The following is a 26,993-nucleotide window of genomic DNA, read 5'->3' on the forward strand; positions in this document are numbered from 1 at the left end:
TTTTATTTTCTATCTGGCGAAACTTTTGCTTCAGGACTATCAGGATAAGCTGTCTTTAAAGCTTTGTAAAATTTATTAGCACTTTTTGGATCTCCAACTTTATCTAAGCTAATAGCCGTATGATAAAGTAATTTTGGCACATAATCACCCTTGGTGCTTATAGCAGAACTTTTTTTGTAAAATCCCAAAGCGCCTGCATAATCTTTTTGTTTATATCTTATCTCTCCAAGCCAAAAAGTAGATCTAGCAGGTTTATAATGGATACTAATTAAATGCTCAAATTTTTCTTTTGCATCATCAAATTGATTTTTATTGGTTTCATCAATAGCTTTTTTTAAAATTTCGCTAGATTGCAGTTTTTTCCAACTATCATCTTTCGCTTGAACAATTTCTTTTTCCAAAGTCGTATTTGTTTCTTTAATGACTTCTTGTGTTTTATTGCTTTCGCTAGCAATAGGAACAACTTGGATATTATTTGTTTGATTTTGCACTCTAGCTATTTCCGATTGAAAAAAAGTTATGGTTTGGTTCATATCTTCTTTAGAAACATAATCATCATTAATTTTATTAATCAAAGTTGTTATTTCGCTCAATACTTTTTGAATTTCTTGGTGATTTTTTTCTTGAATTTGTCTATTTTCTTCTACATAAGCTCTTAAATTTTGAATTTCTTTTGTGATATTTGCATCAAAATTTTGATAGTTTTCTTCTAGTGAAAGTAATTTTGTATTTGCTTTAGAATATTGAGCATTTAAACCCTCGGTTACACTTTGTAAACCTTCTATATTTTCTACAGCAGTATTTATCTTACTAGTCAAATTAGTATAATATTCATTTAAAGCTTTTAAGCGTTCTTGATTTTCGTATTGTAATTTTTCATTTTGAGTTAAGCCATAAGGTGTTTTTGTATCTACTTTTCCTGCATCAAATGCTGAAATTTCAGCGTATAAAAAAGTAGCTCCTAAAAGAGCTACTGATAATAATTTGATTTTCATTTATTTAAAACTTATTTTGATAATTTAAATTCTGCACGACGATTTTGCGCATCACAAGCTTTTGTTCTTTCAGTACATACAGGATTAGTTTCTCCATAACTTTTTACGCTTATTCTATCTGCGCTAACACCTTGAGCTACTAAAGATTCTTTAACAGCTTTAGCTCTTTTTAAACCTAGAGCTTGATTATATTCATCAGTTCCCCATTCATCGCAGTTTCCTTCAACTACAATTGCAGCATTCGCAGCTTCTTTGTTGAAAATTTCAGCATTATCTGCAACAACTTTTTGCATATCTTTTCTAACATTAAATTTATCAAAATCAAAATACACATTTGCAATAGAATTTAAAGATTCAAGATTTTCAAATCTATCAGAACCACCACTACCTTTTGATCCATCTACACTACTTGAACTGCTTACACTAGTATTTTTTGTAGCACAACCACTTACAATAACAGCAAATGCAGTAATTGAAGCAAAAATGATTTTTTTCATTGCTTTTCCCCTTTTTTATTTAAAAATCATAATTTAATTATAACAAAAAAAATGCTATTTTGATATTTTACCAATCAATTGATTGAATTTTACCCACTTTTAAACCATAATGAAAGGCTTTATTTGCATTAATTCTAATAACTCCTAAGGCACTTTGTGAACCTAAATATTTAATAAATACTACACTTTCTCCATCACTTGAAAATCTTGGAAAAAGATTTTTACCATTTGCAGTGAGTTGTCTTATATAATCACTCTGGGTTGACATTAAATAAAGATTAAAAACCCCACTTTGATTTACCTCCCTGCTAGAATAAACCATATAATGTTTATAGGTAGAAACTGAAGAATTATTTTTACCATGAAAAACTACTTGCTCTGTTAAATTAGAATCTAAATTTTGCATAAAAATATTTGGATAACCTAAACGATCTGATACAAATACGATTTTTTTATCATCATCTACAAAGTTGCCATTTACATCAATACCCGTATAATTTGTAATCTGTTTTAAATCTTTTGTATCTGTATCATACAAATACACATCTGGCTGATCTTTTGGCGCCATAGTAAGTAAAATTTTTTTACCGTCATCGCTAACATCAGAAGCAACCATCATACCCTTACTAGCAATGATTTTTGTGATGTTTTTATTTTTCATATTATATTTATAAAGTGTTGGAATTTCATCTTCATAAGCAGTGAAATAAAATGCATCTTGTTCTTTATTTGCCCATTTGGGAAATAAATTTAAACCTTTTGATATTAATATCTTTTGATAAGTTAAAGTATAATCTGCTAACAAAATATCACTTTGCTTATTACCTTGAGTCCTAGCTATTAAAATTTTATGATCCATCCAATCAACCGGTGCAAAACCTAATTTTCTATTCATTTGAGCGACACTTCTATGTGCTAAAAATGGATATTCTTCAATGGAAAGAATTTGCTCATAAAATCTCGTTTTTGTTTCATTTGCAGCTAAAATTTCAACATCAATATCCAAAAGCTTACCATTTTTATTTAAAACATAAGAAAAAATATAATCACCTTGTTTTTCATCTTGAGTTAATTCAAAATTTGAACTCACTTTTATATCATTAACAAGCATATTATAAAAGCTTTTTTTAAGATCTAAATCATTCAATCTTGATTGATCTTTAATATAAATTTTAGGTAATTGCATACCTTTATTTACAACAGATATTGTCGCATCTTGCCCAAATAATACTGAACAAAAAAATAAAAACGCTAATATTTTTCTCATCACTTCTCCGTTTTAAACTCAATTATATCACTAAGTTTCATTTTAATTTTTCTTATTTTACCATTTGGAGGTAAAGTTATGTATTTTCCTTCTAAATTTTGTAAAAATTCTTTTGCCTTTTTATCAAAATTATCACTATGTGCACTAGTGGTACTTAACAAATAAAAATATCCGTTATTATCAATTACAAATTCTACTTCTATACTTAAATTACCACTAGGATTGTATATTCTCCATCTATCTTCAAGATGTTTTCTAACAGCACCTAAAAATTGATCATAAACTCCTATTTTTTGTTCTATAACAGATTGTCCTAGTTCTTGATTAATTTGTAGATTTTCATTTAATTGCTTAGAAAAATCATTGATTTTTTCTCTTTGAGTAAAAGTAGGTTTTTTCGATGGCATTGAAGATTGTACTTTTGTAGTTTTTTCTTCTTGATAGTCTTCTATTTTGCCAAATAACTCATTGAAAACACTAGCTTGTTGTTCTACATTTTGAGTATTAACATTTTTATTTGTAGTGTATTTTTGCAAAAGATTCTCTTCAAATAAACTTTGCAAATTTTCCTTTTGTAGCTCTTGTATCATATTTACTTGATTTTGATTTATACTATCTCCAAGTTCTATATTAATAAAACTATTGGGATCAATGGTATATTCAATAGCTTTTGGCTTATATTCGACTAACTTAAAAAATACTAAAAAAACAACAAAAAAATAAACTAAAATCGCATAAGTAAAAGCTTTAAAATTATATGTAGAATTTTCTTCCATTTTTTACTCAGTTTGCAAAGCAACTTTTTGAAAACCCAAATGCTTCATTGTTCTTAAAACACTCATTACATCATCATATTTTAAATTCTTATCCGCTCTAATGAAAACTGTTTCTTGAGTATTATATTGCACTTTTAATGCATTCATATTATCCGCAAAACTTAAAAAATTAAATTTATCTTTTCCTATAAAAATTTCTTTTTTTGCATTAATTGTTATAATTAAACTTTTGATATTTGGAGCACTTGAAGTTTTTTGTGAACCTTGAGGAAGTTGAACTTTTTCTTCATATGTAATACTTGGTGCTGTTACCATTAAAATAGCAAGCAATACAAGCATAATATCCACTAAAGGTGTAATATTTAGTTCGGGTTTTTCTTCTAAAAACATCAATTAAACCTTTGCTGAACTTACTAATACTTTTATCTCACTATCTAAAATATTAATTAGTTCATAAGCTTTGCGTTTGATAATCAAATGAAAACTATATGCAGGAATTGCCACTAAAATTCCACAACCTGTAGCTACCAAAGCTTCACTAATTTTTGGCGCAATAATACTCAAAGAATTTTGCATTTCTAAACCACCAAAAGTTTCAAGTATAGAAATAACTGTACCAAAAAGACCTATAAAAGGAGAGGTTGAAGCAATAATACTAAGCCAAGTTAATCCAATTGTAGCTTTTTTTTCAACAGAATTTTTATAAATATTCATCTTAGTTTCATCGATCTCAATACATTTTTTTAAAATTGATGCACTTTGGCTTAAATCTCTCTCTCCTCTCATCAAAGCTTCTAAAGCCTGACTTTCATCTTGCATCCATTTATTAATAAGCATTAATCTTGAAAATAAAATACTAAAACTAAGTATAAAATACACCGAAAGCCAAACCAATACAATATAAGTAATTAAGCTTGTATTTTCAAAAAAATGAAAAATTGATTGAAAATCCACTATTTTTGCCTTACATTATTATCCATCTTAGCAAAAGTAGAAGCTAAAGCAACACTATCACTACTCATAGATTTGATTAAATCTTTTGCATCTGCTAATCTTTTTGCTATTTCACTATCACTATTTCCTCCAACCCACACAGCACCTTTTGCTAAAACGCTTACTTTCGTTTCAGAAACTTTTGCATGACCTGAATCAATAGCAACTAACTCATGGGTAGAATCTGATTTTTCTATATCTATAATCCCTGCCCTTAAAGAAGAAATTAAAGATGCATGTCCTTTTAAAACACCAAATTCACCTTCACTTCCAGGAAGAACAATAGATTTTACATTATCATTGTAAATCATACCAAGAGGCGTTACCACCTCTATATGTATTAAATTATCCATTATTAAGCCTTAAGTTTTTCTGCTTTTTCAACAACTTCATCAATTCCACCTACCATATAGAAAGCATTTTCAGGTAAATGGTCATATTTTCCTTCTAAAATACCTTTAAAACCTGCTATTGTATCTTCTAAACTAATATATTTACCAGGACTTCCTGTAAATACTTCAGCAACGAAGAATGGTTGAGATAGGAATTTTTCAATTTTTCTTGCTCTTTCAACGATCAATTTATCTTCTTCACTCAATTCATCCATACCTAAAATAGCAATAATATCTTGCAAATCTTTGTATTTTTGAAGTACTGATTGTACTCCACGCGCTACTTTATAATGCTCTTCACCAATAATTTGTGGATCAAGCATTCTTGAAGTAGAATCAAGCGGATCAACAGCTGGATAAATACCTTTTTCAGCAATTGATCTATTTAAAACCGTAGTTGCATCTAAATGCGCAAAAACAGTTGCAGGAGCAGGGTCTGTTAAATCATCTGCTGGCACATAAACTGCTTGAACTGAAGTAATAGAACCTTTTTTAGTTGAAGTAATTCTTTCTTGAAATTTACCCATTTCGCTAGCTAAAGTTGGTTGATAGCCAACAGCTGAAGGAATTCTTCCTAAAAGTGCCGACATTTCAGAACCTGATTGTGAAAATCTAAAGATATTATCAATAAACATCAATACATCAAGTCCCATTTCATCTCTAAAATACTCAGCCATAGTAAGACCTGTTAAAGCAATACGATTTCTTGCTCCTGGTGGTTCATTCATTTGACCATAACATAATGCAACTTTATCTAAAACATTACTTTCTTTCATTTCATTGTAAAGATCATTACCCTCACGAGTTCTTTCACCAACACCTGCAAAAACAGAATAACCGCTATGTTTAAATGCAACATTGTGGATTAACTCCATAATAATAACGGTTTTACCAACACCTGCACCACCAAAAAGTCCTACTTTACCACCTTTTGCATAAGGAGCTAACAAATCAACTACCTTAATACCTGTTTCAAAAATTTCACTTTTTGTACTTTGCTCTTCAAATGGAGGTGGATCTCTATGGATTGACCAATGTTTATCAAAATTGATCTCTTCGCCCTCATCAATCAAATCACCTGTTACATTAAAAATTCTTCCAAGTACTTTTTCGCCCACTGGAACGCTAATTGGGTTTCCAGTCGCAACAGCCGTTAAACCCCTAACAAGACCATCAGTCATATCCATAGCGATAGTTCTTACTTTATTATCACCCAAATGCGCAGCTACTTCAAGCACTAGCTTGCATTCTTTTCCTTCTAATTCATAATTTACGATTATAGCTTCGTTAATTTGTGGAAGATACTCTTTAAATTCAACATCAACCACTGGTCCTAAAACTTGAGAAATAAAACCTTGCATCATCACTCCTAAATTTATTTCATTGACTCAACACCACTGATAATTTCTATCAATTCGGTGGTAATAGATTCTTGTCTTGCTTTATTATAAGCTAAATTGAGCTGTTTAACTCTAGCTTTTGCATTATTGGTTGCATTATCCATAGCTTGCATTCTTGCACTATGCTCAGCCGCCAAAGAATCAACTAAAGAAAAATACATATTATATTCAAAATAAGTTTTTAATAAATCATTTAAAATTTCTTCATCTTCAGGTTCTAAATCCATTAAAGATTGAGACTCTTGTTCTTCTTTGCTCGCAATAGCTTGCACTGGTAATAATTCATTAATACGAATTTCTTGTGAAATCATATTTTTATAGCCATTATGTACAATTACAACCTTATCTGTAACTTCATTTATAAAATCATCAACTGCATTTTCAATAATAGCACAAGCTTTTTCATAATCAGGGCTAGAGCTTGTGTCTAAATATTTTTCTAAAATTTCAATATTTTGAAAATTAAAATACTCTATACCTGTTTTACCAATAGCTCTTAATCTTACTTTGATTTTTTTTGCTTTACAATCTTCAAGCATTTCATTTACTGTTTTAATAGTTTTAATGTTAAAACCACCGCATAAACCTTTATCAGCAGTAATGAAAATAATATCCATTTTCTCAATATTGTCTTTTTTTCTAAAAAACGGAAGTTTATCATCAAGTCCTTCGTATTGATTAATCTTGAAAGCAATTTCAGATAAAACTTCATCAATTTTTTGAGCAAAAACTTTTGACTTTTTAGCTGCCTCTTCTGCCTTTCTTAATTTGGCAGTAGAGACAAGCTTCATAGCATTAGTTGTCTTTTGTGTATTATGAACACTTTTTATTTTTCTTTTAATTTCTTTTAAATTAGACATTTAAAAACCTTATATGTGGTTTGCTTTAAACTCACTCAATGCTTTAGCTAATTTTTCTTCTAAATCTTTATCTAAAGCCTTTTTGGTTCTAATTTGCTCAAAAATTTCTGGATATTTAGCTTCAATAAATGGATATAAAGCTGCTTCAAATTCTCCAATTTTAGAAACTGCTATATCATCTAAATATCCTTTAGTTCCCGCATAAATCATCACTACTTGATTTTCAGCTGAAAGCGGAGAATATGGAGGTTGCTTTAGAACTTCAACCATTCTTTGTCCACGCTCAAGTTGTTTTCTACTTGCTTCATCTAAATCACTTGCAAATTGCGCAAAAGCTTGCAATTCTCTATATTGAGCTAAGTCAAGTCTCAAGGTACCTGAAACTTGTTTTGTTGCTTTAATTTGTGCAGCACCGCCAACACGAGATACAGATAAACCAACATTAATCGCAGGACGAATACCTGAGTTAAACAAATCTGTCTCTAAGAAAATTTGACCATCGGTAATTGAAATAACATTGGTTGGGATGTAAGCTGAAACATCCCCTGCTTGAGTTTCAATAATAGGTAATGCTGTTAAGCTTCCTGCGCCAAGCTCATCACTTAATTTACTTGCTCTTTCAAGCAATCTTGAATGTAAATAAAATACATCCCCTGGATAAGCTTCACGACCCGGAGGACGACGCAAAATCAAAGACATTTCACGATAAGCAACAGCATGCTTACTCAAATCATCATAAACAATCAACGCATGTCTTGAATTATCTCTAAAATACTCACCCATAGTTACACCTGTATATGGAGCAAGATATTGCAATGCAGCAGGATCTGAAGCACCTGCATTTACTACTATACTATAATCCATTGCGCCGTATTCTTCAAGCTTTTTAACTACTTGAGCCACTGTGCTTTGTTTTTGACCAATTGCCACATAAATACAAATAACATCTTTACCTTTTTGACTAATAATCGTATCTATTGCAACAGTAGTTTTGCCCGTTTGTCTATCACCAATAATTAGCTCTCTTTGTCCTCTACCAATTGGAACTAAAGCATCAATAGCTTTAATACCCGTATGTAATGGTTCATGGACACTTTTTCTAGCCATAATACCTTTTGCTTTTTCTTCCACAAAGCGATATTCACTTGTTTCAATCGCTCCCTTAGCATCAATTGGCTCACCTAAAGCATTCACAACACGGCCTATCAACGCATCACCAACTGGAACCTTTAGAAGTTTTTTTAATCTTTTTACAGAACTTCCTTCTTTTAAGCCAAGTCCCTTTCCTAAAATAACAATACCAACACTTGATTCTTCAAGGTTAAGTACCATTCCCTTTTCGCCATTTTCAAATTCAACCATCTCACCGGCCATAGCATTTTTAAGACCATAAACCTTAGCAACACCATCAGCAACTGAAATAATCTTACCAGTTTCTTCTATTTCAAGATTAAAATCAAATTTTTCAATTCTTTCTTTTATAATAGAACTAATTTCATCTGCTTTAAATTTCATCAAGTCTCCTTAAATTGCTTTTAATATATATTCATTCATTTTAGCTTTTAAGCTTTGCATTGAAAATGAAATTTCATAACCAAGTCCATCTAAGCTAATTTTTACACTGTCATTATCACTTATTTTACTATCTAATCTAATCTTTGCATTGAATTTAAGACTAAGTTTTTCTTCTAAATTTTTAATTTCTTCTTCACTTAATTTTTCTTTTGAATAAACTTGCCCTAAAAATTCATTTTCTTTTAATGCTTTTTGTTCACTCAATTCTTTAGTAATGCTTGGAATTAACATCTCTCTATTGTTGCCAACAACTAAGCTCATAAAATTTTTAAAAGCATCACTTGGATTATCTAATAAAGAAAGTATAAAATCTAATTTTTTTTCTTGTTTAAGCTCATAAGCATTTAAAATACTTACAAATTTATCAGAAGCAAAAGCTGAACTAAGTTGTAATAAATTTGAATAAAAATTTTCAAAATCTTTTCTTTCTAATATAGCTTTTGCATAGGTTTTTGTAATTACACTTTCCATCAAGACACCTTTTTCATCATGATATTTAAAATTTCTTTTTGCTGAAGCTGTAAACTTTGATCTTCAAAAATTTCTTCTAAAACCGCTTGCACAACTTCTTTTTCCATTCTTCTTATTTCATATTCTTTATGCTCTTCATAAGTTTTTTCTAAAGCCTTAATCTCCATTTTTGTTTCAGCTTCTATTTTATCTGTAATGATTTCTGCTTCTTTTTTTGCAAGAGCAACTGCATTAATTGCTTCTTGTTTAGCTAAATCTAATTTTTTCATCATTTCTAATTTATGATTTTTGCTTGCAATAAGTTTTTCTTGTATTTCATTCATCCTAGAGGCAATTTTTGCAATTCTACCATTGTAAAAATTTTTCAAAGGAGTTGCAATAAAATAATATAAAATAGCAGCAAATAAAACAAAATTAACCGCTCTTGGAATGATATCGTATTCACCACTTCCATTACCTGCTGCAAAAGCATAAAAAGGAAGCACCGATAATAATGTAATTTTTTTCAACATTTATCTTCCTTAAATTTTACTCAAGCTATCTTTAAAGCTTTGCTTAAATTCTGGCATTTTTAAACGCATCTCTTCTTTTAATTCTTTTTCTTTTTCTCTTAGACTTTTTAGAAAAACATGCATTTGTTCTTCTAATTCTTTTTTCTTTATTGATAATTCTTTTTCTTGTTTTATTTTAGCTTCTTCTACTGCTTTTGCTTTGATTTGATTAATCTCATCTCTTGTTTGTATATGAATTTTTTCCAACTCATTTTCTACATTTGAAACATCATCAGAATTTTTTTTCATTTTTTCTTCGTCATTTTTAATAGTCAAATCTCTAGAATCCATAAATTTAATCAAAGGTTTATAGAGTATAGAATTTAAAATTGCTATCATAAGCAAAAAAATGACACCAGTAGCTATCATGATGGAAAAATGTACATCATTAAACATTAATACTCCTAAATAAATCTAAATAAAACGCGCAATTATACCAAAATATACCTAAAAGCATATTTAATCTAGTATTTTTAAAAATTTTAAAATCTCATTTTCGTCAGAAAAATTAACAATAATTTTTAAATCTTTCACTACTGTCTTAAATCCAAAAGATTCTATTTTTTCTTTTAAATTTAATATAGATTGATTTTGCTTATTTAAATTTGTATTTTTTTCTAAATTATTTGAATTTTTAAAATTTTTAATCAGTTTTTCTGTATCTCTTACATTAAGTTTTTGACCTATGATAGTATCAACTATCATTTTTTCTTCTTCTTTTTCAAGTCCTACTAAAACTTTTGCATGACCTTGTGAAATTTTACCTTCTATAATGAAATTTTGCGTTTGCTCATTTAAATTTAAGAGTCTTAAGGTATTAGCAATTTGTGGTCTTGACTTGTGAATAAGATCTGCTAATTTTTCTTGAGTTATGTCATGAATTTCCAATAATTCTTTATAAGAATGTGCCAATTCTATAGGATTTAAATTTTCCCTTTGGATATTTTCAATCAAAGCAAGCTCGCGTAATTTTATATCATCCACATTTAAAACTACGGCTTTAATCTGTTCTTTTTCTAAAAGCTTACATGCTCTAAATCTTCTCTCGCCAGCTATTATAATATAATCAAATTCATCTTTTTTAAAAACTACAATAGGCTGAATTAAACCATATTCTTTAATAGATCCCGCAAGCTCTTCTAAAGCTTGTGTATCAAAATTTTTTCTTGGCTGATAAGGATTTGGACTAATTAAATCTATATCAATTTCTTCTATTTTGCCTTCTTTTGATCCTAATTCTTTTTCATAAACCTCATCAATATCAGCCAAAATACTACTTAAACCTCTTCCTAATGCACTTTTTTTTGCCATTTTTTATCCTAATATAGAATGTGCTAAATTTTGATATGCTACTGAACCTGGGGATTTTATATCATAAAGTATAATAGGTTTTCCATAACTTGGACTTTCAGCAAGTTTTACATTTCTTGGTATGATGATAAAATCATCTTCATTATCACCTGTTCTAAATAGCTTTTGCTTGAAATTTTGTTTTAAATCTTCCACGGTATCTTTTGAAAGATTATTTTGTGAGCTATACATAGTTGGTAAAAAACCTTTTATTTTTAACTTTGGGTTGATAGTTTTTTTCACAAATTTTATGGTGTTTAAAACCATCGCAACACCCTCAAGCGCATAAAATTCACATTGTATAGGGATAATAACACTATCGCTTGCTGCAAAAGCATTTACCGTAATGCTTCCAAGTGCAGGAGGTGAGTCTATGATAATAAAATCATAATCTTTAGCAATTTCTTTGATTTTTTCTCTTAAAATCGTTCTATATTCTCCGCTTTCTTTTACTACTTCTTGCTCAATTCCAACCAAAGAAATATTTGATGGAGCTAAGTATAATTGTGGAAGTTCAGTTTTTAAAATGATTTCAGAAAGTTTTTTCCTGCCTATAAAAACATGATAAATATTATATTCATAATTACTTCTATTAAAACCAAGTCCTGTTGTAGCATTAGCTTGTGGATCAATATCTATCAAAAGAACCTTTTTTTCAGCTACCGCCAAAGAAGCCGCTAGATTAATAGCGGTAGTAGTTTTACCCACTCCGCCTTTTTGATTTGCAATAGTTATTATCTCACTCATCTTAAACTATATATCCTTTTATTATCTAACAATATAGAACCATCTTTATACAACAAAGCATCTTTTAAAGATAAAATCTTACCTTCATTATGTATAAAAAAATTTCTTGATTTTTCAAATTCTAGCATATACTTGCTAAAAATATTCTTCCATAAAATTTTCTCATCTACATAAGAAAAATACTCATTTAAAAGTTTTGCTATATCTACTTCTATGTCTAAAATTTCAGCATTAAATGGAGCATATTTAAGATTAATCCCTATTCCTACAACCAAAAAATCATTGATTTTAGAACTCATCAATCCGCCTATTTTTTTATCTTCTATATAAAAATCATTAGGCCATTTAATCCATACTTTTGAATTTTGTCTTTGCAATACTTCTTTCATTAAAAATGCAAAGTATATACTAGCAGAAGCCAAAGGAAGATCTTGCGCTAATTCTTGGGTTTTTATGCAAAAAGATACATGTAAATTTCCTTGCTTGCTTTGCCAAGTATTATCTCTACTACCTATACCAGCACTTTGGATAAAAGCACAAATGGCTGTATTTTCTATAATTTCTCCACTGCGAATTTTATCACTTAAATAAACTTGAGTTGATTCAAGTTCATCAAAATAAACTATCTCCAAGTTTTAACCTTTTTCCATTTAAATAAGTCTTAGCATCTAAAGCTTTTTTTCCACTTTCTTGTAAAGTTTTAATTCTTAAAACGCCTTTTTTACATGAAAGCAAAAAGCTTTCCTTTTCTACTTGTAAAATCACACCTGATTTTTGAGTTTTTTCATTATCGATTAATTCTATGTCTAAAAATTTCATACCATTTTCTAAAAAAATTCCAGGCCAAGGTGTAAAAGCTAGAAATTTTTGATAAATTTCACTTGCATTATCCAAATTAATCAAGCCATCTTCTTTTTTGATTTTTTTACAATGTGTAGATAAATTTTCATCTTGTTTTTTTGGGATAATTTTTTCAAAATTCAAAAGTGTAGAAATAGTAAGTTTGGCTGCTAAATTTGAAAGCATGATAAAAACTTCAGCTGAATTTTTACCTGCGATATCACATTCTATGTTTTCTAAAATAGCACCGCTATCAAGCCCTTCTTCCATAAGCATGGTACAAACCCCGCTTATTTTATCCCCATTTAAAATAGCGCTTTGTATAGGTGAAGCACCACGATATTTAGGAAGCAAGGAAGCGTGCAAATTGACACAAGGAGCAATATCTAAAATTTCTTTTGGTAAAATCTTCCCATAAGCAGCAACAACTATAAAATCAGGTTTTAGGCTTTTTATTTCATTGATTATATTTTCATCTTTTAAGCTTTTTGGAGTGAAAATTTCTATATTTAAATTATTTTCTAAAACAAATTTTTTAGTATCACTTGAAGTTAAAATTTGTTTTCTTCCCACAGGTTTATCAGGCTGGGTAAATAAAGCTTGGACATTAAACCCTTTATCAATAAGCTCTTTTAAAATACATGTTGCATAAGAGGGAGTTCCCATAAAAATGATATTTTTCATAATGCCACTATCCTTTTTTGATAAGTTTTTATAGCTTTTTGATATGAAAGCTCAAGATAATCTTTAAAAATTTCAAAATTTTTTCTTGAAGGATTGTTAATACAAATATATCCCATATAAGCATAAATTGGATGAGACATGATAAGATCAAGCATAGAAAAATCATAATTTAAATTAACAACCTCACCCTTTAAAGCTTTTTTAGGTTTTTTACCAAAAAGATTTTGGTAATCTTGATCACAAAGAGAGCAACTTAGACGAAATACACCTTCTCTATTTAAATTCGAAGCTTTATCATTTATACCATCATTTTCTTTAATAGTGCAAAAATAAACTCCGTTTTTTAAAACCCTATCGGGATTATAAAAAAAGCTATGCTCTTTATAGGTAAATTTATACACCAAGTCTTTACAATTAGACTTGATATATTCTTGGATAAAATCTATAGTTAAATTTTCACTCATCAAAGATTATTTTGACTTCTAATTTTTTTAACTTCTTCTAAAAGCATAAATTTAAGCTCTTTTAAACCTGTTTTTTCAAGACTTGATACTTTAACAAAAAAGCTTTGTGGATTATTTTGACTTTGCAAATAAGCTTTTAACTCATTATAATCATCTTCCATTTTTTGTGCAAATTCCTCACCTAAATTTACACTATCACTTTTTGAAAGCATTAAGCCAAAATTTCTTGCATAAAGTTTGCTTGAAAATTTTTCTAATTCTTTTCTTAAAATACAAAATTGCTCTTTTAAACTCATATCTCTTAATGGATCAAGCACAAAAAGCAAAAAAGAAGTTCTTTCTATATGTCTTAAAAACTCAAGTCCCAAACCCCTACCATCGCTTGCACCTTCTATAATACCTGGGATATCTGCCATTACAAAAGAATTATAATCATCTACTTCAACCATACCAAGTTTTGGAGTTAAAGTAGTAAATTCATAATTAGCTATTTCAGGTCTTGCATTAGACACTACGCTTATAAGAGTAGATTTTCCTACATTTGGAAAGCCTACAAGCCCAACATCCGCTATGAGTTTTAACTCTAAGCGCACACATAAGGTTTTTCCTGTCACACCTGGTTGAGCATAATCTGGGCGCTGATTAGTAGAGTTTTTAAAGTGAGTATTACCAAGACCGCCTTTACCACCTTTTAAAAAGAGTTCTTTTTGACCTTCTACTAGCATATCAAGCAAAACTTCCCCACTTTGTGCGTCAATTACTTGAGTGCCTTGAGGAACGATTAATTCTAAACTCTCCCCTCTTTTGCCATTTTTATTACGACCCAAACCCGGTTGGCCATTTTGTGCTTTAAGTTCTTTTTTGCCTTTAAAGTGCGCTAGGGTATGGGTGTTATTATCACATATAAAATACACATCGCCACCATTTCCACCATCACCACCATCAGGCCCCCCAAGTGGAACATGTTTTTCACGGCGAAAACTCACAGCACCTTTACCACCATTACCCGAACTTAAAACTAATTTTACATTATCTATAAACATACAATCACCAAAGTATAAATTTTTAAAATGATATTATATTTTTTTTAATATATTAAGATTGAAAAGAAGAAAAAGGCTACAAAGTAGCCTTGAAATTATGCAGGATAAACAGAAACTTTTTTTCTATTTTTATCTTTTCTTTCAAATTTTACAAAACCATCAATTAAAGCAAAAATTGTATGATCTTTTCCCATGCCTACGTTATTACCTGCATGAGTTGCTGTTCCTCTTTGGCGAATGATGATGTTACCAGCGCGAACAAATTCTCCACCAAATTTTTTAACACCTAGACGACGACCTATAGAATCACGATTATTCTGAGTTGAACCTTGACCTTTCTTGTGTGCCATTCTTTACTCCTTAAGCTTTAATATCTACTACTCTAACGCGAGTAAATTGTCTTCTAAAACCGCGTTTTAATTTTGAGTCTTTTCTACGTCTTTTTTTATAAATCACAACTTTTTTGTCTTTTCCATGAGCAATCACTTCTAAAACAACTTTTGCACCCGCAACAAACGGCGCACCTACCTTTAATTCTTTATCGCATACAGCAAGAACTTCACTTACTTCTACGCTTGATTTTGCTTCAGCTTCAAAACGATCTAGTTTAAGCTCATCACCTTGGCTTACTCTGTATTGTTTTCCACTGTGTTTTATAATAGCATACATACAGCTATCCTTTCTTAAAATATTTTGGTAGCACCATAAAGCATTATGCATAAACATAATTTTAGAAAGCTTTAATGGCTAAAAGCAGTAATTATATCTTGATTTTATATAAAGTAAGCTTAAGACGCAAAAAGCGTCTTAAGATTTAAATTAAAGCTCTGGTTTTGGAGTTTTTTCAGTTGCTTTTGGAAGTTGAGGGTAAGTAATGCTTGGTTTTTTACCTGTTAAGGCATGTAAGAAAGTTTCTATAGAAGCTGCTTCTTTATCAGAAATTTCTATACCAAGTTGCACACTGCCCATTTCTTTGATTGCTTCTTGTAAAGACCAAATAGCACCATTGTGAAAATACGGAGCAGTTTCAGCAATATTTCTTAAGGTTGGAGTTTTAACTAAGCCATTTGCATCACCTTTAAAATCTCCTACATTTGCAAATTTATATTTAGCTGCTACTTGGAAAGCCTGCATACTACCACCTAAATTTACTCCTGTATGACAAGCTGTACAGCCTTTATCGATGAAAGTTTTCAAACCTTCTTTTTCTTTTTTACTTAATGCTTTTGTATCACCTTCTAAGAATTTATCAAATTTAGATGGAGTTAAAAGTGTTCTTTCAAATGTAGCAATAGCATCTGCAATATTATCAAAAGTTACTCCACTGCTACCATAAACTTTTTTAAATTCTTTTACATATTCTGGCATAGAAGAAATTTTTTCAACAGCTAGTTTTGCTGGGGTTGCCATTTCAGGTTCTGCTTCAATTGGTCCTTTTGCTTGATCTGCTAAAGTTCCTGCTCTACCATCCCAAAATTGAGTTGAATTTAAAACTGAGTTATAAACTGTTGGCGAATTTAAATGATGAGGATTAGCTGTCCATTTGTGTCCTACAGCAGCCGCTATACCATCAGTACCACCCATACCTAAATTATGACAGGTATTACAAGAAATCAAACCACTTTTAGAAAGTCTTGGCTCAAAATACAGCTTTTTACCAAGGTTAGCTTTCTCTTTAGAGAATTTACTAGCTTTAATACCCATTTCTTTTAATAGTTTTTCAACACCTGTCTGATCTTTTGGTAAAGGTGCCAAACCTGCAGCTTTTGCTTCATCAAGCAAAGCTTTATCGTTAGCAAAAGCAGTTGATGCAACTAATAATGATGATGCAACTAATAATGAAATTTTTTTCATTATCTACTCCTAAATAAGATAAAATAAAGCCTATTTAAAATAAACTTATTGAAAATATATCTATAATTTTCTTTAAATAATATAAAAAATTTATATTTAACAATAAAAATTATTATAGGATAAAATATCTCTTAAATATTTATTTCAGGGTTTTTTGCTATTATTACAGAGTTTTACAAAAATCTTAGGGAAAAGTAAATGGAAAATTTAATAATCTATCTTTTAGCTTATCTTATAGGCGCTATACCATTTGGGCTTTTACTAGCTCAAATTTTTGCTAAAACAAACATTAAAAATATGGGTAGTAAAAGTATAGGCGCTACAAATGTTTTAAGGGTAGTAAAAGAAAGCGATCCTAAACTAGCTAAAATACTTGCTATTGCAACCGCTATTTTAGACGCATTAAAAGGAATCATACCTATATTAGTGGCAAAATTTATGGGCTATGATGAAAATATCTTATGGACTATGGCTGTTTTAGCAGTATTTGGGCACTGCTTTTCTCCTTATTTAAAATTTGAAGGTGGTAAAGGAGTGGCTACAGGGGCTGGGGTTTTAGCAGTATTTTTACCTTTTGAAATAATATCTGCGGTTTTAGCTTGGTTTATCATAGGAAAGGTATTTAAAATTTCAAGCTTAGCTTCATTAGGAGCTTTAATTGTTTTAATAGCTACTTCATTTATTTTTCATTATAACATGCCTATGATCAACACCCATGCACCAATTTTTGTTATTGCATTTATAGTAATTTATAAACATATACCAAATATTTTAAGGCTTATTGGAAAACAAGAATGCAAAGTCATATAAAAGTCAGTTTAGAATTTAAATGTATTATAGGGCTTTTGGATTTTGAAAGAATTCAAGAACAAAAAGTTATTATAGAACTAGAAGCTAAAAGTAAAAAATTTTTAGATTATGCAAAACTTTGTATTAGAATAGAAAAAATTTATAAAAAGAAAAAATTTAAAACTATAGAAAAATCTTTAAAATACATATGCAAGGATATTAAAAAACATAATAAAAAGCTTAAATTTATAAATATCACTTGTTACAAACCTGATATTATCAAAAATGCATGCGTTGGAGCTAGTCTGAGTAAAAAATATTAAAATTTTTTTAAAGAATTTTGAACATTTGCTTAATTTGTGTTATACTTTTGCACTAAAACTATCTTCAAAGGAATAAAATGCGTATTTTAGTTGTAGAAGATGAAGCATCACTTAATAAAACTCTATCAAATACCTTAAATGAGTTTGGCTATCAAAGTGATACTTCAGAAAATTTTAAAGACGCTGAGTATTTTATAGGTATTAGACACTATGATTTAGTATTATCAAATTGGACTATTGGCAATAATGATGCAAGTGATTTAATTAATGCCATTAAGCAAAAATCTCCAAGAACTGCTATAGTTACAATATGCGCAAAAGCAGATAAAGAAAATGAAATCAAAGCTTTGAAAGCTGGAGCAGATGATTATATAAAAAAACCTTTAGATTTTGAAATTTTAATGGCGAGAATTGAAGCTAGACTTAGATTTGGCGGAACAAATGTGATCAAAATCGATGATTTAGTGATTGATCCTGATGAAGAAAAAATCACTTATCAAGGAAAAGATATAGAATTAAAAGGAAAACCTTTTGAAGTTTTAACTCATTTAGCTAGACATTCAGATCAGATTGTGTCAAAAGAACAACTTTTAGATGCTATTTGGGAAGAACCTGAACTTGTAACTCCAAATGTTATAGAGGTTGCAATCAATCAAATAAGACAAAAAATGGATAAACCGCTTAACATCTCTACCATAGAAACCGTGCGTCGTAGAGGGTATCGTTTTTGTTTTCCTAAAAAAACTAACTAAAATTTTAGAATGATTTAATCATTCTAAAAAGTAGATTTTGTTTTTTCTTTCATTTTAAATTACCTATAAGTTTTTATATAGTATAAGTTTGCTTTATTACTTATAAAAAGGAAAAAAATATGTCACTTTTAATCACTAGAGAATGCATATCCTGTGATGCATGTAGGGAAGAATGTCCCGATGAAGCAATCTATGATAATGATCCAATTTATGTCATAGATCCTGATCTTTGTACTGAATGTGTGAATGAATTTTCAGAACCAGCTTGTATAGTAGCTTGTCCAGTAGATTGTATCATACCTGATCCTGATAATGTAGAAAGCATTGATGAGCTTCGCTTAAAACATAAAAATAAAGATATTTAATGGCTAAAAAAACAGCAGTAATTGACCTTGGCTCTAATTCCGTTCGTATGGTAGTTTTTGAAAAAACCTCAAGATATGGTTTTTTCATTTGTAGTGAGCACAAAAAGAAAGTAAGACTTGGAGAAAATGCTTACAATAATAATAAAATTCTTCAAGAAGAAGCCATGCTTAAAGCCGAAAAAGCTTTAACTTATTTTAAGGAAAAAGCTTTAAAAGAAAAATGTAGAAAAATTATTGCTGTTGGAACTTCTGCATTAAGAGATGCACCCAATGCTAAAGATTTCATAGCTAGAATAGCAAAAAATGTAGGTTTAAATATAAAATGTATTAATGGAAAAACGGAGTCATTTTTAGGTGGGCTTGCTGCGCTAAATTTACTATCAGATATTCAAAATGCCACCACTATAGATATAGGTGGAGGATCGACTGAGCTTTGTTTAATCAAAGAAGGTAAGATTGTAGATTGTATTTCACTTGATCTTGGCACAGTAAGATTAAAAGAAATTTTTTACGATACAAAAAAATTTAATGCACTAGACCAATTTATACAAGAAGCACTAAAACAAGTTCCAAAGCATTTTCAAAATGAAAATATCATTGCCATAGGTGGAAGTTTAAGGGCATTGTCAAATTCTATAATGAAAAAAAACTCTTACCCGTTAAAAATGATTCATAATTTTAGTTATAGTTTTGAAAAAGAAAAAAATCACATAGAAAAAATTCAAAATGCTAAAAATTTAAATGATTTTAACATAAAAAAAGATCGTTTTGATACTATAAAAGAAGGATGTGTGATATTTTTAGCACTAGCAAAAAATTTAAAAGCTAAAAATATCATCACCTCTGCAGTGGGTGTTAGAGAAGGTGTATTTTTATCTAATCTTTTTCAAAAATATACTAAAATAAAAAACGAAACAACGGATTTTTCAAAATTTAATGCCAAATTTCCTCCGAATTTCAATCCAAGCTTAAAATCTATACAAGATCGTTTTAGTATAGATTATAATGATAAAAGTGCTTATTTTGCAAATAAATTATTTGATACTCTTTTGCCCATCCATAAAATTAATCTTACTTTTAAAAAAGATCTTATAAATGCTGCAAAATTATCGCATATAGGTGAGAGAATTAATTTTTATTTTGCCAATGAACATAGTGCTTATATAGCTCTAAATAGCCTGCATTTTGGTTTTTCACATAAAGAAATTTTATTAATTTCTACTATTTTAAAAGCCAATGGAAAAAAAATCAATCCATTTGCGATAGAAAATATAAAAGATTTACTACCAAATAATCACATATTAGCTTGGCTTAATTTTATTTTAGCTTTATCAAAAAAACTTGCAAAAGACACTGATGAGAATCTTGATTTCACGCTAAAAAATCATACTTTGTATATATACTCGACTAAAAAACAAATTTATTTTTCAAAAGAAGAAATCAAAAAAATTTCAAAGCCAAAACTTATCATTTTGGCTTTTAATCAGCAAAATTAATTATTTTGTTTTAAAAGTAAATTTTGCAATCTTTGTTTATTTTCTTCAAAATAAGAGTCAAAATCTTTTTCTTTTAGCTTTTGAGGTGCTTTGTTTTGTTCTTCATTTTTTATCAAAGCTTCATTCGTTTCTAATACCACATTAGAGTTTCCTATAATCATAGTATAACGCTTCAAACCATACTCAAAAACTACAAGTTGATTGTGTCTATCAAGTGGTCTTTGAAAGATTAAATTAAAATTCCTATCTAAAGGGTGTTTTTGTCTTAGATATATTTTTAAAAACCAAAGTCCAACAAGCAAAAGTATCAAAACGCTTACAACTAAAATATAATTTGTAAAATCATATTCTTGCATTTTTATTTCCTCGTTTTTTTCCTCTAAGCTTTTTTTAGTACTTAAATTTACACCTTCTTTTTGAGCACGCAATCTTAAACCATATTCACCAATCGCATCAGCGGTGATTTGTATTTTATCACCTACACTTAAAGCTATAAAAGTTTTTTTATCTTCTGAAAAAATTTTAATTTTTTTTATAATATCAGAATTTAACGCTCTATCTTCCTCTTTTGCACTTTTAGCATTTAAAGTAAAAATAATAATACCATCTTTTTTCTTTTGACTAATACCTTCTTTATAAGGAACATCAAATGAAAAAGTAATATCCACCCTATCTTCTCTTGGATAAATATTGTAATCAAGAATTTTTGCCCCAAAAAGAGGTAAAGCGAGTAATAAAATCCAAATAAATTTCATTGCAATTCTTTTTTGAAATACTGCAATACTGATTTAGAATCTAAAATTTCATTAATCCTTATAGCAAGGTTTTTCTCATACACCATTACCTCACCTTTTCCAAAAATTCTTCTATTTAAATAAAGTTCCACGCTTTCACCTGCTGGCTTTTCAAGGTCTATCACAGAACCAACTTCTAGCTTTAAAAGCTCTCTTACGCTCATATTAGTAGTACCAAGCTCACTAACAAAATCAACGCTAATATCTAAAATATCTTCATAAGATTGCAACAATCCTAAATGATCTTCTATCATAATTTTTTATAACCTATTCTAAAACGAGCATTTTTCATTTCATAAGTAAATTTTTCTTTGAGTTTGATTTTTGAAAATCCATCAATACGTCCTAAATATTCAGGAACACCCAAACGATACTCATCTTTGCCATTAGTGTCGTTAAGTAATTTTTTGGCATAACCTATAATTTGATTAGCTACTTCTTTTACTAAATCTGCTAGATCATCTTCTTTTAACTCTTCATGCAATAAAAATTGCGCAATCTCATTAAGAGCCTTTTTTTGAAAAAACAGATAAAAACTATATTCTTCATCTTTAAAATACAAAGGTATAGAAGCCCCATAAAGCTCGCCTCTAATCACGCTTGTTGGTGTAATTTTAAGTTTTAAAATGTGTTCACAAAAGTGATAAATCGAATATTCTAGTGTTTTAGTCATAGTTTTTTCCTTAGATAACTTTATAATAAATTTATTTTACTAAATAAACCTTTAATCACAATTAATAATTAAAATATAAAATATAGTAAATTTTTATTTAAATTAAAAAAGGTTTTTTGATGTTTATAGAAAATTTTAACATAAATGAAAAAGTTTTCATCATCGCTGAACTTTCAGCCAATCATGCAAATAGTCTTGAAATAGCTTTAAAAACTATACAAGCAGCCAAACAAGCAGGAGCTAATGCTATAAAAATTCAAACCTATACCCCAGATAGCTTAACACTAAATTCTGACAAAAAAGATTTTATTATTGAAGGTGGTTTATGGCATGGACGCAAACTATATGAGCTCTACGAAGAAGCTAAAACTCCTTATGAGTGGCATGAAAAACTTTTTGAATGTGCTAAAAATGAAGGTTTAATTTGCTTTTCTAGTCCTTTTTCTAAGGAAGATGTAAATTTTTTAAGGCGATTTAATCCCCCAGCTTATAAAATCGCTTCCTTTGAAGCAAATGATTATGATTTTGTGCGTTGTGTGGCAAAAGAAAACAAACCTACTTTAGTTTCTACAGGCATAGCCTATGAAGAAGAACTTGAAATGATTGTTAAAATTTTTAAAGAAGAAAACAATCCGAATTTGATTTTGCTTAAATGCACCTCGGCTTATCCTTCACAAATTTGTGATTTAAATTTAAATGTCATAAAAACTTTACAAGAAAAATTTAACACTATTGTTGGTTTAAGTGATCATAGCGAGGGATTTTTAGCACCAACTTTAGCCGTAGCTCTTGGCGCAAGAGTCATAGAAAAACATTTTATATTAGACAAAACTTTAAATAGTGCTGATGCTAAATTTAGTCTTGATTTTGAGGAGTTTAAGCAAATGTGTTCTATGGTGCGTTTAAGCGAGCAAGCTTTAGGAAACAAAGAATTTAACATGGATGAAAAAACTTTAAAAAACCGCCATTTTGCAAGAAGTTTATATACAAGCAAAGACATCAAAAAAGGTGATATTTTCACACGAGAAAATATAAAAAGCGTAAGACCAAGCCTAGGTTTGCATCCTAAATTTTTACCTATCATGCTTGGTAAAAAAGCAAGTTGTGATATAGAATTTGCTAAAGCTTTAGAAGAAAAACATTTCAAGGAATAATCATGAAAAAATATATTTTGTTTAAAAATCATGATAGTAAAAAATATGTTTTGATATAATAAAATAAAAATTTGGACTTTAAATGAATAAAGAATTATTTTTAAAAAACACCCAAGCTCTTTTTGAAGTAGATCAAATACTAGCTTATGAGTTGAGAAAAATCACTCAAAATCATAAATTTAAAATCATAGAAGATAAAATTTTTGATTTGCAAAATCAAGTTTTTTTAGATGAAAATCATTCTTTTGATTATGATAAATTTCAATTATATCCAGTATTATTTTTTTATGGTTTTGGCGATGGAAAATTTTTTATAGAACTTTTAAAAAATCAGAATTTAAAACATATTGTTATTTTTGAAGAAGAATTAGAAATTTTATATCTAGTTTTTCATATGATTGATTTTACCACGCTTCTTAGAAAAGAAAAACTTATTTTGTTTTTTACACCAAATATCAACACCGCTCAACTTAAAGTTTTATTTAATTATCCGCAAATAAAACATACGCTGAAAATTTTCAATTTTCATTTTTATAATGATTTTTATATTAATTTTTACACACCCAATGCTCAAAATGTGATGCAAATTTTATTAAATCTCATAAAAACACTAATGCTTGCTCGTGGAAATGACCCAAAAGATGCTTTGCTAGGAATAAAACATAATATTATAAATTTAGAAAAAATCATCACTCATACTCCTTTTAAAAATCTAATAAAAGATAGAAAAGCAAAAGCAAAAAATGCCATTATAGTTTCAACAGGTCCTTCTTTGATGAAACAACTTCCGCTTTTAAAAAAACACCAAGAAAATGTTGTAATTTTTAGCGCTGATAGCTCTTATATTATCTTAGCTAAAGAAGGAATTAAGCCTGATTATGTCTTTTCACTAGAAAGAGAAGATATGACTAGCGAATTTTTTAATAATGATTTTGGAGAATTTGATAAAAATATTTTATTTATCATAGCTTCTTTAACTCATCCTAAAACTATAGAATATTTAGAAAAAAACAATAGAAATTATATGCTCGTTTTAAGACCTTTGTTTTTTGAAAGCAAACTTGGCTTAAATGAATATGGTTTTTTGGGAAATGGCATGAGTGTTGCTAATATGGCTTATGAGTTAGCTGGAGCTTTAAGATTTGAAAATATTATTTTAATAGGGCAAGATCTAGCTTATAGTGATGATGGAAAGTCTCACCCAAAAGAACATTTATATGGTGATCAAGGAGATGAAGAAGTTGTTTATAAAACAATCTGTGCATATGGAGGTAATAAAGAAGTAAAAACACAACTCACATGGTATTTGTTTTTAAAAAGTTTTGAAAAAGATATAGCTCTAGCTAGAGATATATTAAAAATCAAAACTTATAATGCCACAGAAGGTGGGGCAAGGATAGAAGGAACTATAGAAAAACCTTTTAAAGAAATTTGTGAAGAGTTTTTAAAAGAAAAAATTGAAAAAAATATTGTTTTAACAAAAGCAAAAAATCCACAAAAAAAACTAAAACAATGCAAAGAAAAACTCAACAAACAAATAAAACAAAGTGAAATTTTTATCAATGAATGCAAAAAAGCTATTAAAGATAAGAGCTTAGAAAGATTAGAAAAACTAAGACTTAAGCTCCCAAAAAGTGAATTTTTTTCAGATATTTTACAAGCTAGATGCTTTCAAAATGAATGTGAGGTTTTAAAATACAAAGTTGAAAAAGAAAAAAATACAAAATCTTTCTTAGAACAACAAATCGATTTTTTTGATGAGATTATTTTATATCTTGAAAATTATAATAAAACTATAAAAGAAAATTTAAAACAATAACACATCAAATTTTTGATAAAAAACATAAAAAATGACGATATTATTTTTTTAATCAAAAAGGATAAAAATGAAAACAGAGATTTTTAAAAAAAATTTAAAAGCCTTAAAAGGAAGTGATTATCAAACACTAAAAAGAAAATTAGGTAGAATAAAAGAAGCTAAAGATTATATTTATGTTTTTGATAAAGATCCTTTAAATTGTAATATATGTTATAAAAATATAAAAAATTTATATATAAATCCTTTAAAAGAACTACAAGAAAAAATTGAGCTTTTTAATAAAGAATACTTAAGATACCCTATACTTTTTTTCTATGGATTAGGCAATGGTATATTTTACAAAAGTTTGCTTGCAAATAAAGAACATAAAAGAGTTATTGTATACGAAAAAGATATTGAGTTAATATTTTTAGTTTTTAATATGATAGATTTTTCCAAAGAACTTTTAGAAGGTAGGTTTATTTTAATCCATACAAAGGAATTTAACTATACAAAAGCTGATACATTGTGCTCTTTTTTAAATTTATTTTTAAAAACTTACACTCTGCATATTCATTGTGAATTTTATGAAGAAAAACAAAAAGAAGAAATTAAAAACATAAATGATTTAAATTCCAAAGTTATTAAAAATATTGCCTTAAGAAGAGGAAATGATCCAATTGATGCCATGCAAGGCATAGAACAATTTGTTCTAAATTTACCTAAAATGCTTACACATCCAAGTTTTAACGAATTTAAGAAAAAAAGATCAAATAAAAGCAAAAATGCTATATTGGTAGCTACTGGACCTTCTTTAAAAAAACAACTTCCTTTACTTAAAAAATATGCTAACAAAGCTACTATATTTTGCGCTGATAGTGCTTATCCTATCTTAGCAAAGGCAGGTATAAAACCTGATTATGTTTGTATGCTAGAAAGAGATGATGTGGTATCAAAATGCTTTGATAATGATTTTAAAGAATTTGATAAAGACATTACTTTTATTTTAGCTTCATTAGTATATAAAGATAGTGTAGAATTTTTAGAAAAAAATAAAAGAAAATATATTTTAGTTTCAAGATCATTACCTTTTGCTTATTCTTTAGGATTGCATGATTTTGGCTATGTAAGTGGCGGAATGAGTGTAGCACATTTAAACTATGAACTAGCGCTTTTGTTAGGACATGAAAATATCGTCTTAATAGGACAAGATTTAGCTTATAGTGATGATGGAAAATCTCATAGTGAAGGATTTTTACATGAAAGTTATCACGAAGGAGATTTTGAACGAGACCATGGAAAATTTGAAACCTTAGCTTATGGTGGAAAAACTTATGTGCAAAGTTCAGAGGTTTGGATGTTATTTAAGCAAATTTTTGAAAGTTTATTTCACAAACAAACAAAAGCAAAAATTTACAATGCCACAGAAGGTGGAGCAAGGATAGAAGGAACTATAGAAAAACCTTTTAAAGAAATTTGTGAAGAATTTTTAAAAGATGGAGTAAAAAAACCTTTTCCAAAACTAAATCCACCAAAACGCAAAGACAGCCAAGAACTTATGCTAAAAGCTTATAAGCAAATCAAACAAAATATAAAAATTAGCCAAAATTTTTTAAAAGAATGTAAAAAACTTCATAAAGAATTAAATTTAAAAAGTAAAACTCATTATACTATCAAAGAATTAAATTTAAAAATAGACAAATTAAAAGAAAAATTGGAAAGCAAAAAATATATTTTTTTAAGAGAAATTTTAGGGCCATCACTATTTCATTTAGAAAGTTCTTTTTCAAAAATATATGTTAATCCTATGCATAATGATAGTGATAAACAAAATAAACTTGTTGCTTGGATTACAGCACATAAATCTTGGCTAGAAGAAATCAGCGAACTAGCTTTAGTCCAAGAAAAAGCTTTAAAGATAGCCATCATACCTTTGCAAGATATTTTAGAAAAAAGAAATTTAATATAAGGCGAAACTGCCTTATATTATTTGGATTTATTGTAAGAGTTTTAAAACATTTTGTTGCACAGCATTAGCTTGACTCATAGCATAAGATCCGCTTTGAGCTAGGATGTTGTATTTAGAGAAA

Annotated in this window: 34 protein-coding genes; 8 read left to right on the forward strand and 26 right to left on the reverse strand. The window is 28.7% G+C overall.

Annotation, left to right across the window (positions count from 1 at the left end):
• Window positions 1–2: 2 nt before the first annotated feature.
• The 22 genes from L8Y18_RS04190 to L8Y18_RS04295 all read right to left on the reverse strand — a co-directional run bounded on the left by L8Y18_RS04190 (window position 3) and on the right by L8Y18_RS04295 (window position 16,759).
• Entirely contained in the window at window positions 3–995 is a 993-nt protein-coding gene (locus L8Y18_RS04190; protein ID WP_263661934.1) for a tetratricopeptide repeat protein, read from the reverse strand.
• A gap of 11 nt (window positions 996–1,006) precedes the next feature.
• Entirely contained in the window at window positions 1,007–1,492 is a 486-nt protein-coding gene (gene pal / locus L8Y18_RS04195; protein ID WP_133319660.1) for a peptidoglycan-associated lipoprotein Pal, read from the reverse strand.
• A 67-nt stretch (window positions 1,493–1,559) separates the two neighbouring features.
• A complete protein-coding gene (gene tolB / locus L8Y18_RS04200) occupies window positions 1,560–2,759 on the reverse strand; it encodes a Tol-Pal system protein TolB (protein ID WP_263665817.1) in 1,200 nt (399 codons plus the stop codon).
• A complete protein-coding gene (locus L8Y18_RS04205; RefSeq protein ID WP_263665001.1) occupies window positions 2,759–3,535 on the reverse strand; it encodes a TonB C-terminal domain-containing protein in 777 nt (258 codons plus the stop codon). Before L8Y18_RS04205 ends, tolB begins: the two co-directional genes overlap by 1 nt.
• A gap of 3 nt (window positions 3,536–3,538) precedes the next feature.
• On the reverse strand, window positions 3,539–3,928 hold the full coding sequence (locus L8Y18_RS04210; RefSeq protein ID WP_133319663.1) for an ExbD/TolR family protein: 390 nt from the start codon (window positions 3,926–3,928) through the stop codon (window positions 3,539–3,541).
• A complete protein-coding gene (locus L8Y18_RS04215; protein ID WP_133319664.1) occupies window positions 3,929–4,489 on the reverse strand; it encodes a MotA/TolQ/ExbB proton channel family protein in 561 nt (186 codons plus the stop codon).
• Window positions 4,489–4,881 (reverse strand): ATP synthase F1 subunit epsilon, encoded by a 393-nt coding sequence (atpC, locus tag L8Y18_RS04220; protein ID WP_133319665.1) that lies wholly within the window; start codon window positions 4,879–4,881, stop codon window positions 4,489–4,491. The genes L8Y18_RS04215 and atpC overlap by 1 nt, the downstream gene beginning before the upstream one ends.
• A gap of 2 nt (window positions 4,882–4,883) precedes the next feature.
• Window positions 4,884–6,281, reverse strand: coding sequence for a F0F1 ATP synthase subunit beta (gene atpD, locus L8Y18_RS04225; RefSeq protein ID WP_263665000.1), 1,398 nt, complete (start codon window positions 6,279–6,281; stop codon window positions 4,884–4,886).
• Window positions 6,282–6,295: 14 nt separating this feature from the next.
• A complete protein-coding gene (atpG, locus tag L8Y18_RS04230) occupies window positions 6,296–7,180 on the reverse strand; it encodes an ATP synthase F1 subunit gamma (protein WP_263659716.1) in 885 nt (294 codons plus the stop codon).
• A gap of 9 nt (window positions 7,181–7,189) precedes the next feature.
• On the reverse strand, window positions 7,190–8,695 hold the full coding sequence (atpA, locus tag L8Y18_RS04235) for a F0F1 ATP synthase subunit alpha (RefSeq protein ID WP_133319668.1): 1,506 nt from the start codon (window positions 8,693–8,695) through the stop codon (window positions 7,190–7,192).
• A 9-nt stretch (window positions 8,696–8,704) separates the two neighbouring features.
• Window positions 8,705–9,226 carry a F0F1 ATP synthase subunit delta gene (locus tag L8Y18_RS04240; protein ID WP_263676331.1) on the reverse strand — a complete coding sequence of 174 codons (522 nt, stop codon included), beginning with the start codon at window positions 9,224–9,226 and terminating at the stop codon, window positions 8,705–8,707.
• Window positions 9,226–9,738 carry a F0F1 ATP synthase subunit B gene (locus L8Y18_RS04245; RefSeq protein ID WP_263676332.1) on the reverse strand — a complete coding sequence of 171 codons (513 nt, stop codon included), beginning with the start codon at window positions 9,736–9,738 and terminating at the stop codon, window positions 9,226–9,228. The genes L8Y18_RS04240 and L8Y18_RS04245 overlap by 1 nt, the downstream gene beginning before the upstream one ends.
• Window positions 9,739–9,747: 9 nt before the next feature.
• Window positions 9,748–10,173, reverse strand: a complete 426-nt coding sequence (locus L8Y18_RS04250; RefSeq protein WP_133319671.1) for a FoF1 ATP synthase subunit B' — start codon at window positions 10,171–10,173, stop codon at window positions 9,748–9,750.
• A gap of 63 nt (window positions 10,174–10,236) precedes the next feature.
• Window positions 10,237–11,088, reverse strand: coding sequence for a ParB/RepB/Spo0J family partition protein (locus tag L8Y18_RS04255; protein WP_263659714.1), 852 nt, complete (start codon window positions 11,086–11,088; stop codon window positions 10,237–10,239).
• 3 nt (window positions 11,089–11,091) lie between these two features.
• Window positions 11,092–11,874 (reverse strand): ParA family protein, encoded by a 783-nt coding sequence (locus L8Y18_RS04260; RefSeq protein ID WP_012660935.1) that lies wholly within the window; start codon window positions 11,872–11,874, stop codon window positions 11,092–11,094.
• Window positions 11,871–12,506, reverse strand: a complete 636-nt coding sequence (locus tag L8Y18_RS04265; protein ID WP_263664997.1) for a biotin--[acetyl-CoA-carboxylase] ligase — start codon at window positions 12,504–12,506, stop codon at window positions 11,871–11,873. The genes L8Y18_RS04260 and L8Y18_RS04265 overlap by 4 nt, the downstream gene beginning before the upstream one ends.
• Window positions 12,487–13,398, reverse strand: a complete 912-nt coding sequence (gene fmt, locus L8Y18_RS04270; protein WP_263664996.1) for a methionyl-tRNA formyltransferase — start codon at window positions 13,396–13,398, stop codon at window positions 12,487–12,489. Before fmt ends, L8Y18_RS04265 begins: the two co-directional genes overlap by 20 nt.
• Window positions 13,395–13,862, reverse strand: coding sequence for a DUF6194 family protein (locus L8Y18_RS04275; RefSeq protein WP_263676333.1), 468 nt, complete (start codon window positions 13,860–13,862; stop codon window positions 13,395–13,397). Before L8Y18_RS04275 ends, fmt begins: the two co-directional genes overlap by 4 nt.
• Entirely contained in the window at window positions 13,862–14,905 is a 1,044-nt protein-coding gene (gene obgE / locus L8Y18_RS04280) for a GTPase ObgE (protein ID WP_263664994.1), read from the reverse strand. Before obgE ends, L8Y18_RS04275 begins: the two co-directional genes overlap by 1 nt.
• 95 nt (window positions 14,906–15,000) lie before the next feature.
• Window positions 15,001–15,255, reverse strand: a complete 255-nt coding sequence (rpmA, locus tag L8Y18_RS04285; protein WP_002862355.1) for a 50S ribosomal protein L27 — start codon at window positions 15,253–15,255, stop codon at window positions 15,001–15,003.
• 10 nt (window positions 15,256–15,265) lie between these two features.
• A complete protein-coding gene (gene rplU / locus L8Y18_RS04290) occupies window positions 15,266–15,574 on the reverse strand; it encodes a 50S ribosomal protein L21 (RefSeq protein ID WP_039617324.1) in 309 nt (102 codons plus the stop codon).
• 150 nt (window positions 15,575–15,724) lie between these two features.
• Complete coding sequence (locus L8Y18_RS04295) at window positions 15,725–16,759, reverse strand: cytochrome-c peroxidase (protein ID WP_263676335.1); 1,035 nt, start codon at window positions 16,757–16,759, stop codon at window positions 15,725–15,727.
• 198 nt (window positions 16,760–16,957) lie between these two features.
• On the opposite strand from L8Y18_RS04295, the gene plsY reads away from it, so the two are divergent.
• From plsY to L8Y18_RS04320, 5 genes are all read left to right on the forward strand, one after another.
• Window positions 16,958–17,569: a glycerol-3-phosphate 1-O-acyltransferase PlsY gene (gene plsY / locus L8Y18_RS04300; RefSeq protein WP_263676336.1), complete on the forward strand. Its 612-nt coding sequence runs from the start codon at window positions 16,958–16,960 to the stop codon at window positions 17,567–17,569.
• Window positions 17,554–17,871 (forward strand): dihydroneopterin aldolase, encoded by a 318-nt coding sequence (locus tag L8Y18_RS04305; RefSeq protein ID WP_133319680.1) that lies wholly within the window; start codon window positions 17,554–17,556, stop codon window positions 17,869–17,871. Before plsY ends, L8Y18_RS04305 begins: the two co-directional genes overlap by 16 nt.
• Before the next feature lie 77 nt (window positions 17,872–17,948).
• On the forward strand, window positions 17,949–18,623 hold the full coding sequence (hsrA, locus tag L8Y18_RS04310; RefSeq protein WP_133319681.1) for a homeostatic response regulator transcription factor HsrA: 675 nt from the start codon (window positions 17,949–17,951) through the stop codon (window positions 18,621–18,623).
• A gap of 119 nt (window positions 18,624–18,742) precedes the next feature.
• On the forward strand, window positions 18,743–18,988 hold the full coding sequence (locus L8Y18_RS04315) for a YfhL family 4Fe-4S dicluster ferredoxin (RefSeq protein WP_012660922.1): 246 nt from the start codon (window positions 18,743–18,745) through the stop codon (window positions 18,986–18,988).
• The gene (locus L8Y18_RS04320; protein ID WP_263671103.1) at window positions 18,988–20,484 is read left to right on the forward strand and encodes a Ppx/GppA phosphatase family protein; all 1,497 of its coding nucleotides are present in this window, start codon (window positions 18,988–18,990) and stop codon (window positions 20,482–20,484) included. The genes L8Y18_RS04315 and L8Y18_RS04320 overlap by 1 nt, the downstream gene beginning before the upstream one ends.
• Here the strand turns inward: L8Y18_RS04320 and L8Y18_RS04325 are convergent.
• Genes L8Y18_RS04325 through L8Y18_RS04335 form a run of 3 tightly spaced genes read right to left on the reverse strand, consistent with a single transcriptional unit; the run spans window position 20,481 to window position 21,951 of the window.
• Window positions 20,481–21,239: a hypothetical protein gene (locus L8Y18_RS04325; protein WP_263676337.1), complete on the reverse strand. Its 759-nt coding sequence runs from the start codon at window positions 21,237–21,239 to the stop codon at window positions 20,481–20,483. The genes L8Y18_RS04320 and L8Y18_RS04325 overlap by 4 nt on opposite strands.
• Window positions 21,236–21,532: a flagellar motor switch protein FliN gene (fliN, locus tag L8Y18_RS04330; protein ID WP_133319684.1), complete on the reverse strand. Its 297-nt coding sequence runs from the start codon at window positions 21,530–21,532 to the stop codon at window positions 21,236–21,238. The genes L8Y18_RS04325 and fliN overlap by 4 nt, the downstream gene beginning before the upstream one ends.
• Entirely contained in the window at window positions 21,529–21,951 is a 423-nt protein-coding gene (locus L8Y18_RS04335; RefSeq protein WP_133319685.1) for a chemotaxis protein CheX, read from the reverse strand. The genes fliN and L8Y18_RS04335 overlap by 4 nt, the downstream gene beginning before the upstream one ends.
• Window positions 21,952–22,070: 119 nt before the next feature.
• On the opposite strand from L8Y18_RS04335, the gene pseI reads away from it, so the two are divergent.
• The 3 genes from pseI to L8Y18_RS04350 all read left to right on the forward strand — a co-directional run bounded on the left by pseI (window position 22,071) and on the right by L8Y18_RS04350 (window position 26,872).
• A complete protein-coding gene (gene pseI / locus L8Y18_RS04340; protein WP_263676338.1) occupies window positions 22,071–23,105 on the forward strand; it encodes a pseudaminic acid synthase in 1,035 nt (344 codons plus the stop codon).
• Window positions 23,106–23,187: 82 nt separating this feature from the next.
• On the forward strand, window positions 23,188–24,924 hold the full coding sequence (locus L8Y18_RS04345) for a motility associated factor glycosyltransferase family protein (protein WP_263664989.1): 1,737 nt from the start codon (window positions 23,188–23,190) through the stop codon (window positions 24,922–24,924).
• 67 nt (window positions 24,925–24,991) lie between these two features.
• Complete coding sequence (locus tag L8Y18_RS04350; RefSeq protein WP_263664988.1) at window positions 24,992–26,872, forward strand: motility associated factor glycosyltransferase family protein; 1,881 nt, start codon at window positions 24,992–24,994, stop codon at window positions 26,870–26,872.
• A gap of 27 nt (window positions 26,873–26,899) precedes the next feature.
• Here the strand turns inward: L8Y18_RS04350 and L8Y18_RS04355 are convergent.
• Window positions 26,900–26,993 (reverse strand): flagellin (locus tag L8Y18_RS04355; RefSeq protein ID WP_201737629.1); only part of this gene is annotated, 94 nt, incomplete at its 5' end.

The organism is Campylobacter sp. CNRCH_2007_0968H, assembly GCF_025773245.1.
Taxonomy (GTDB): Bacteria; Campylobacterota; Campylobacteria; order Campylobacterales; family Campylobacteraceae; genus Campylobacter_D; species Campylobacter_D lari_D.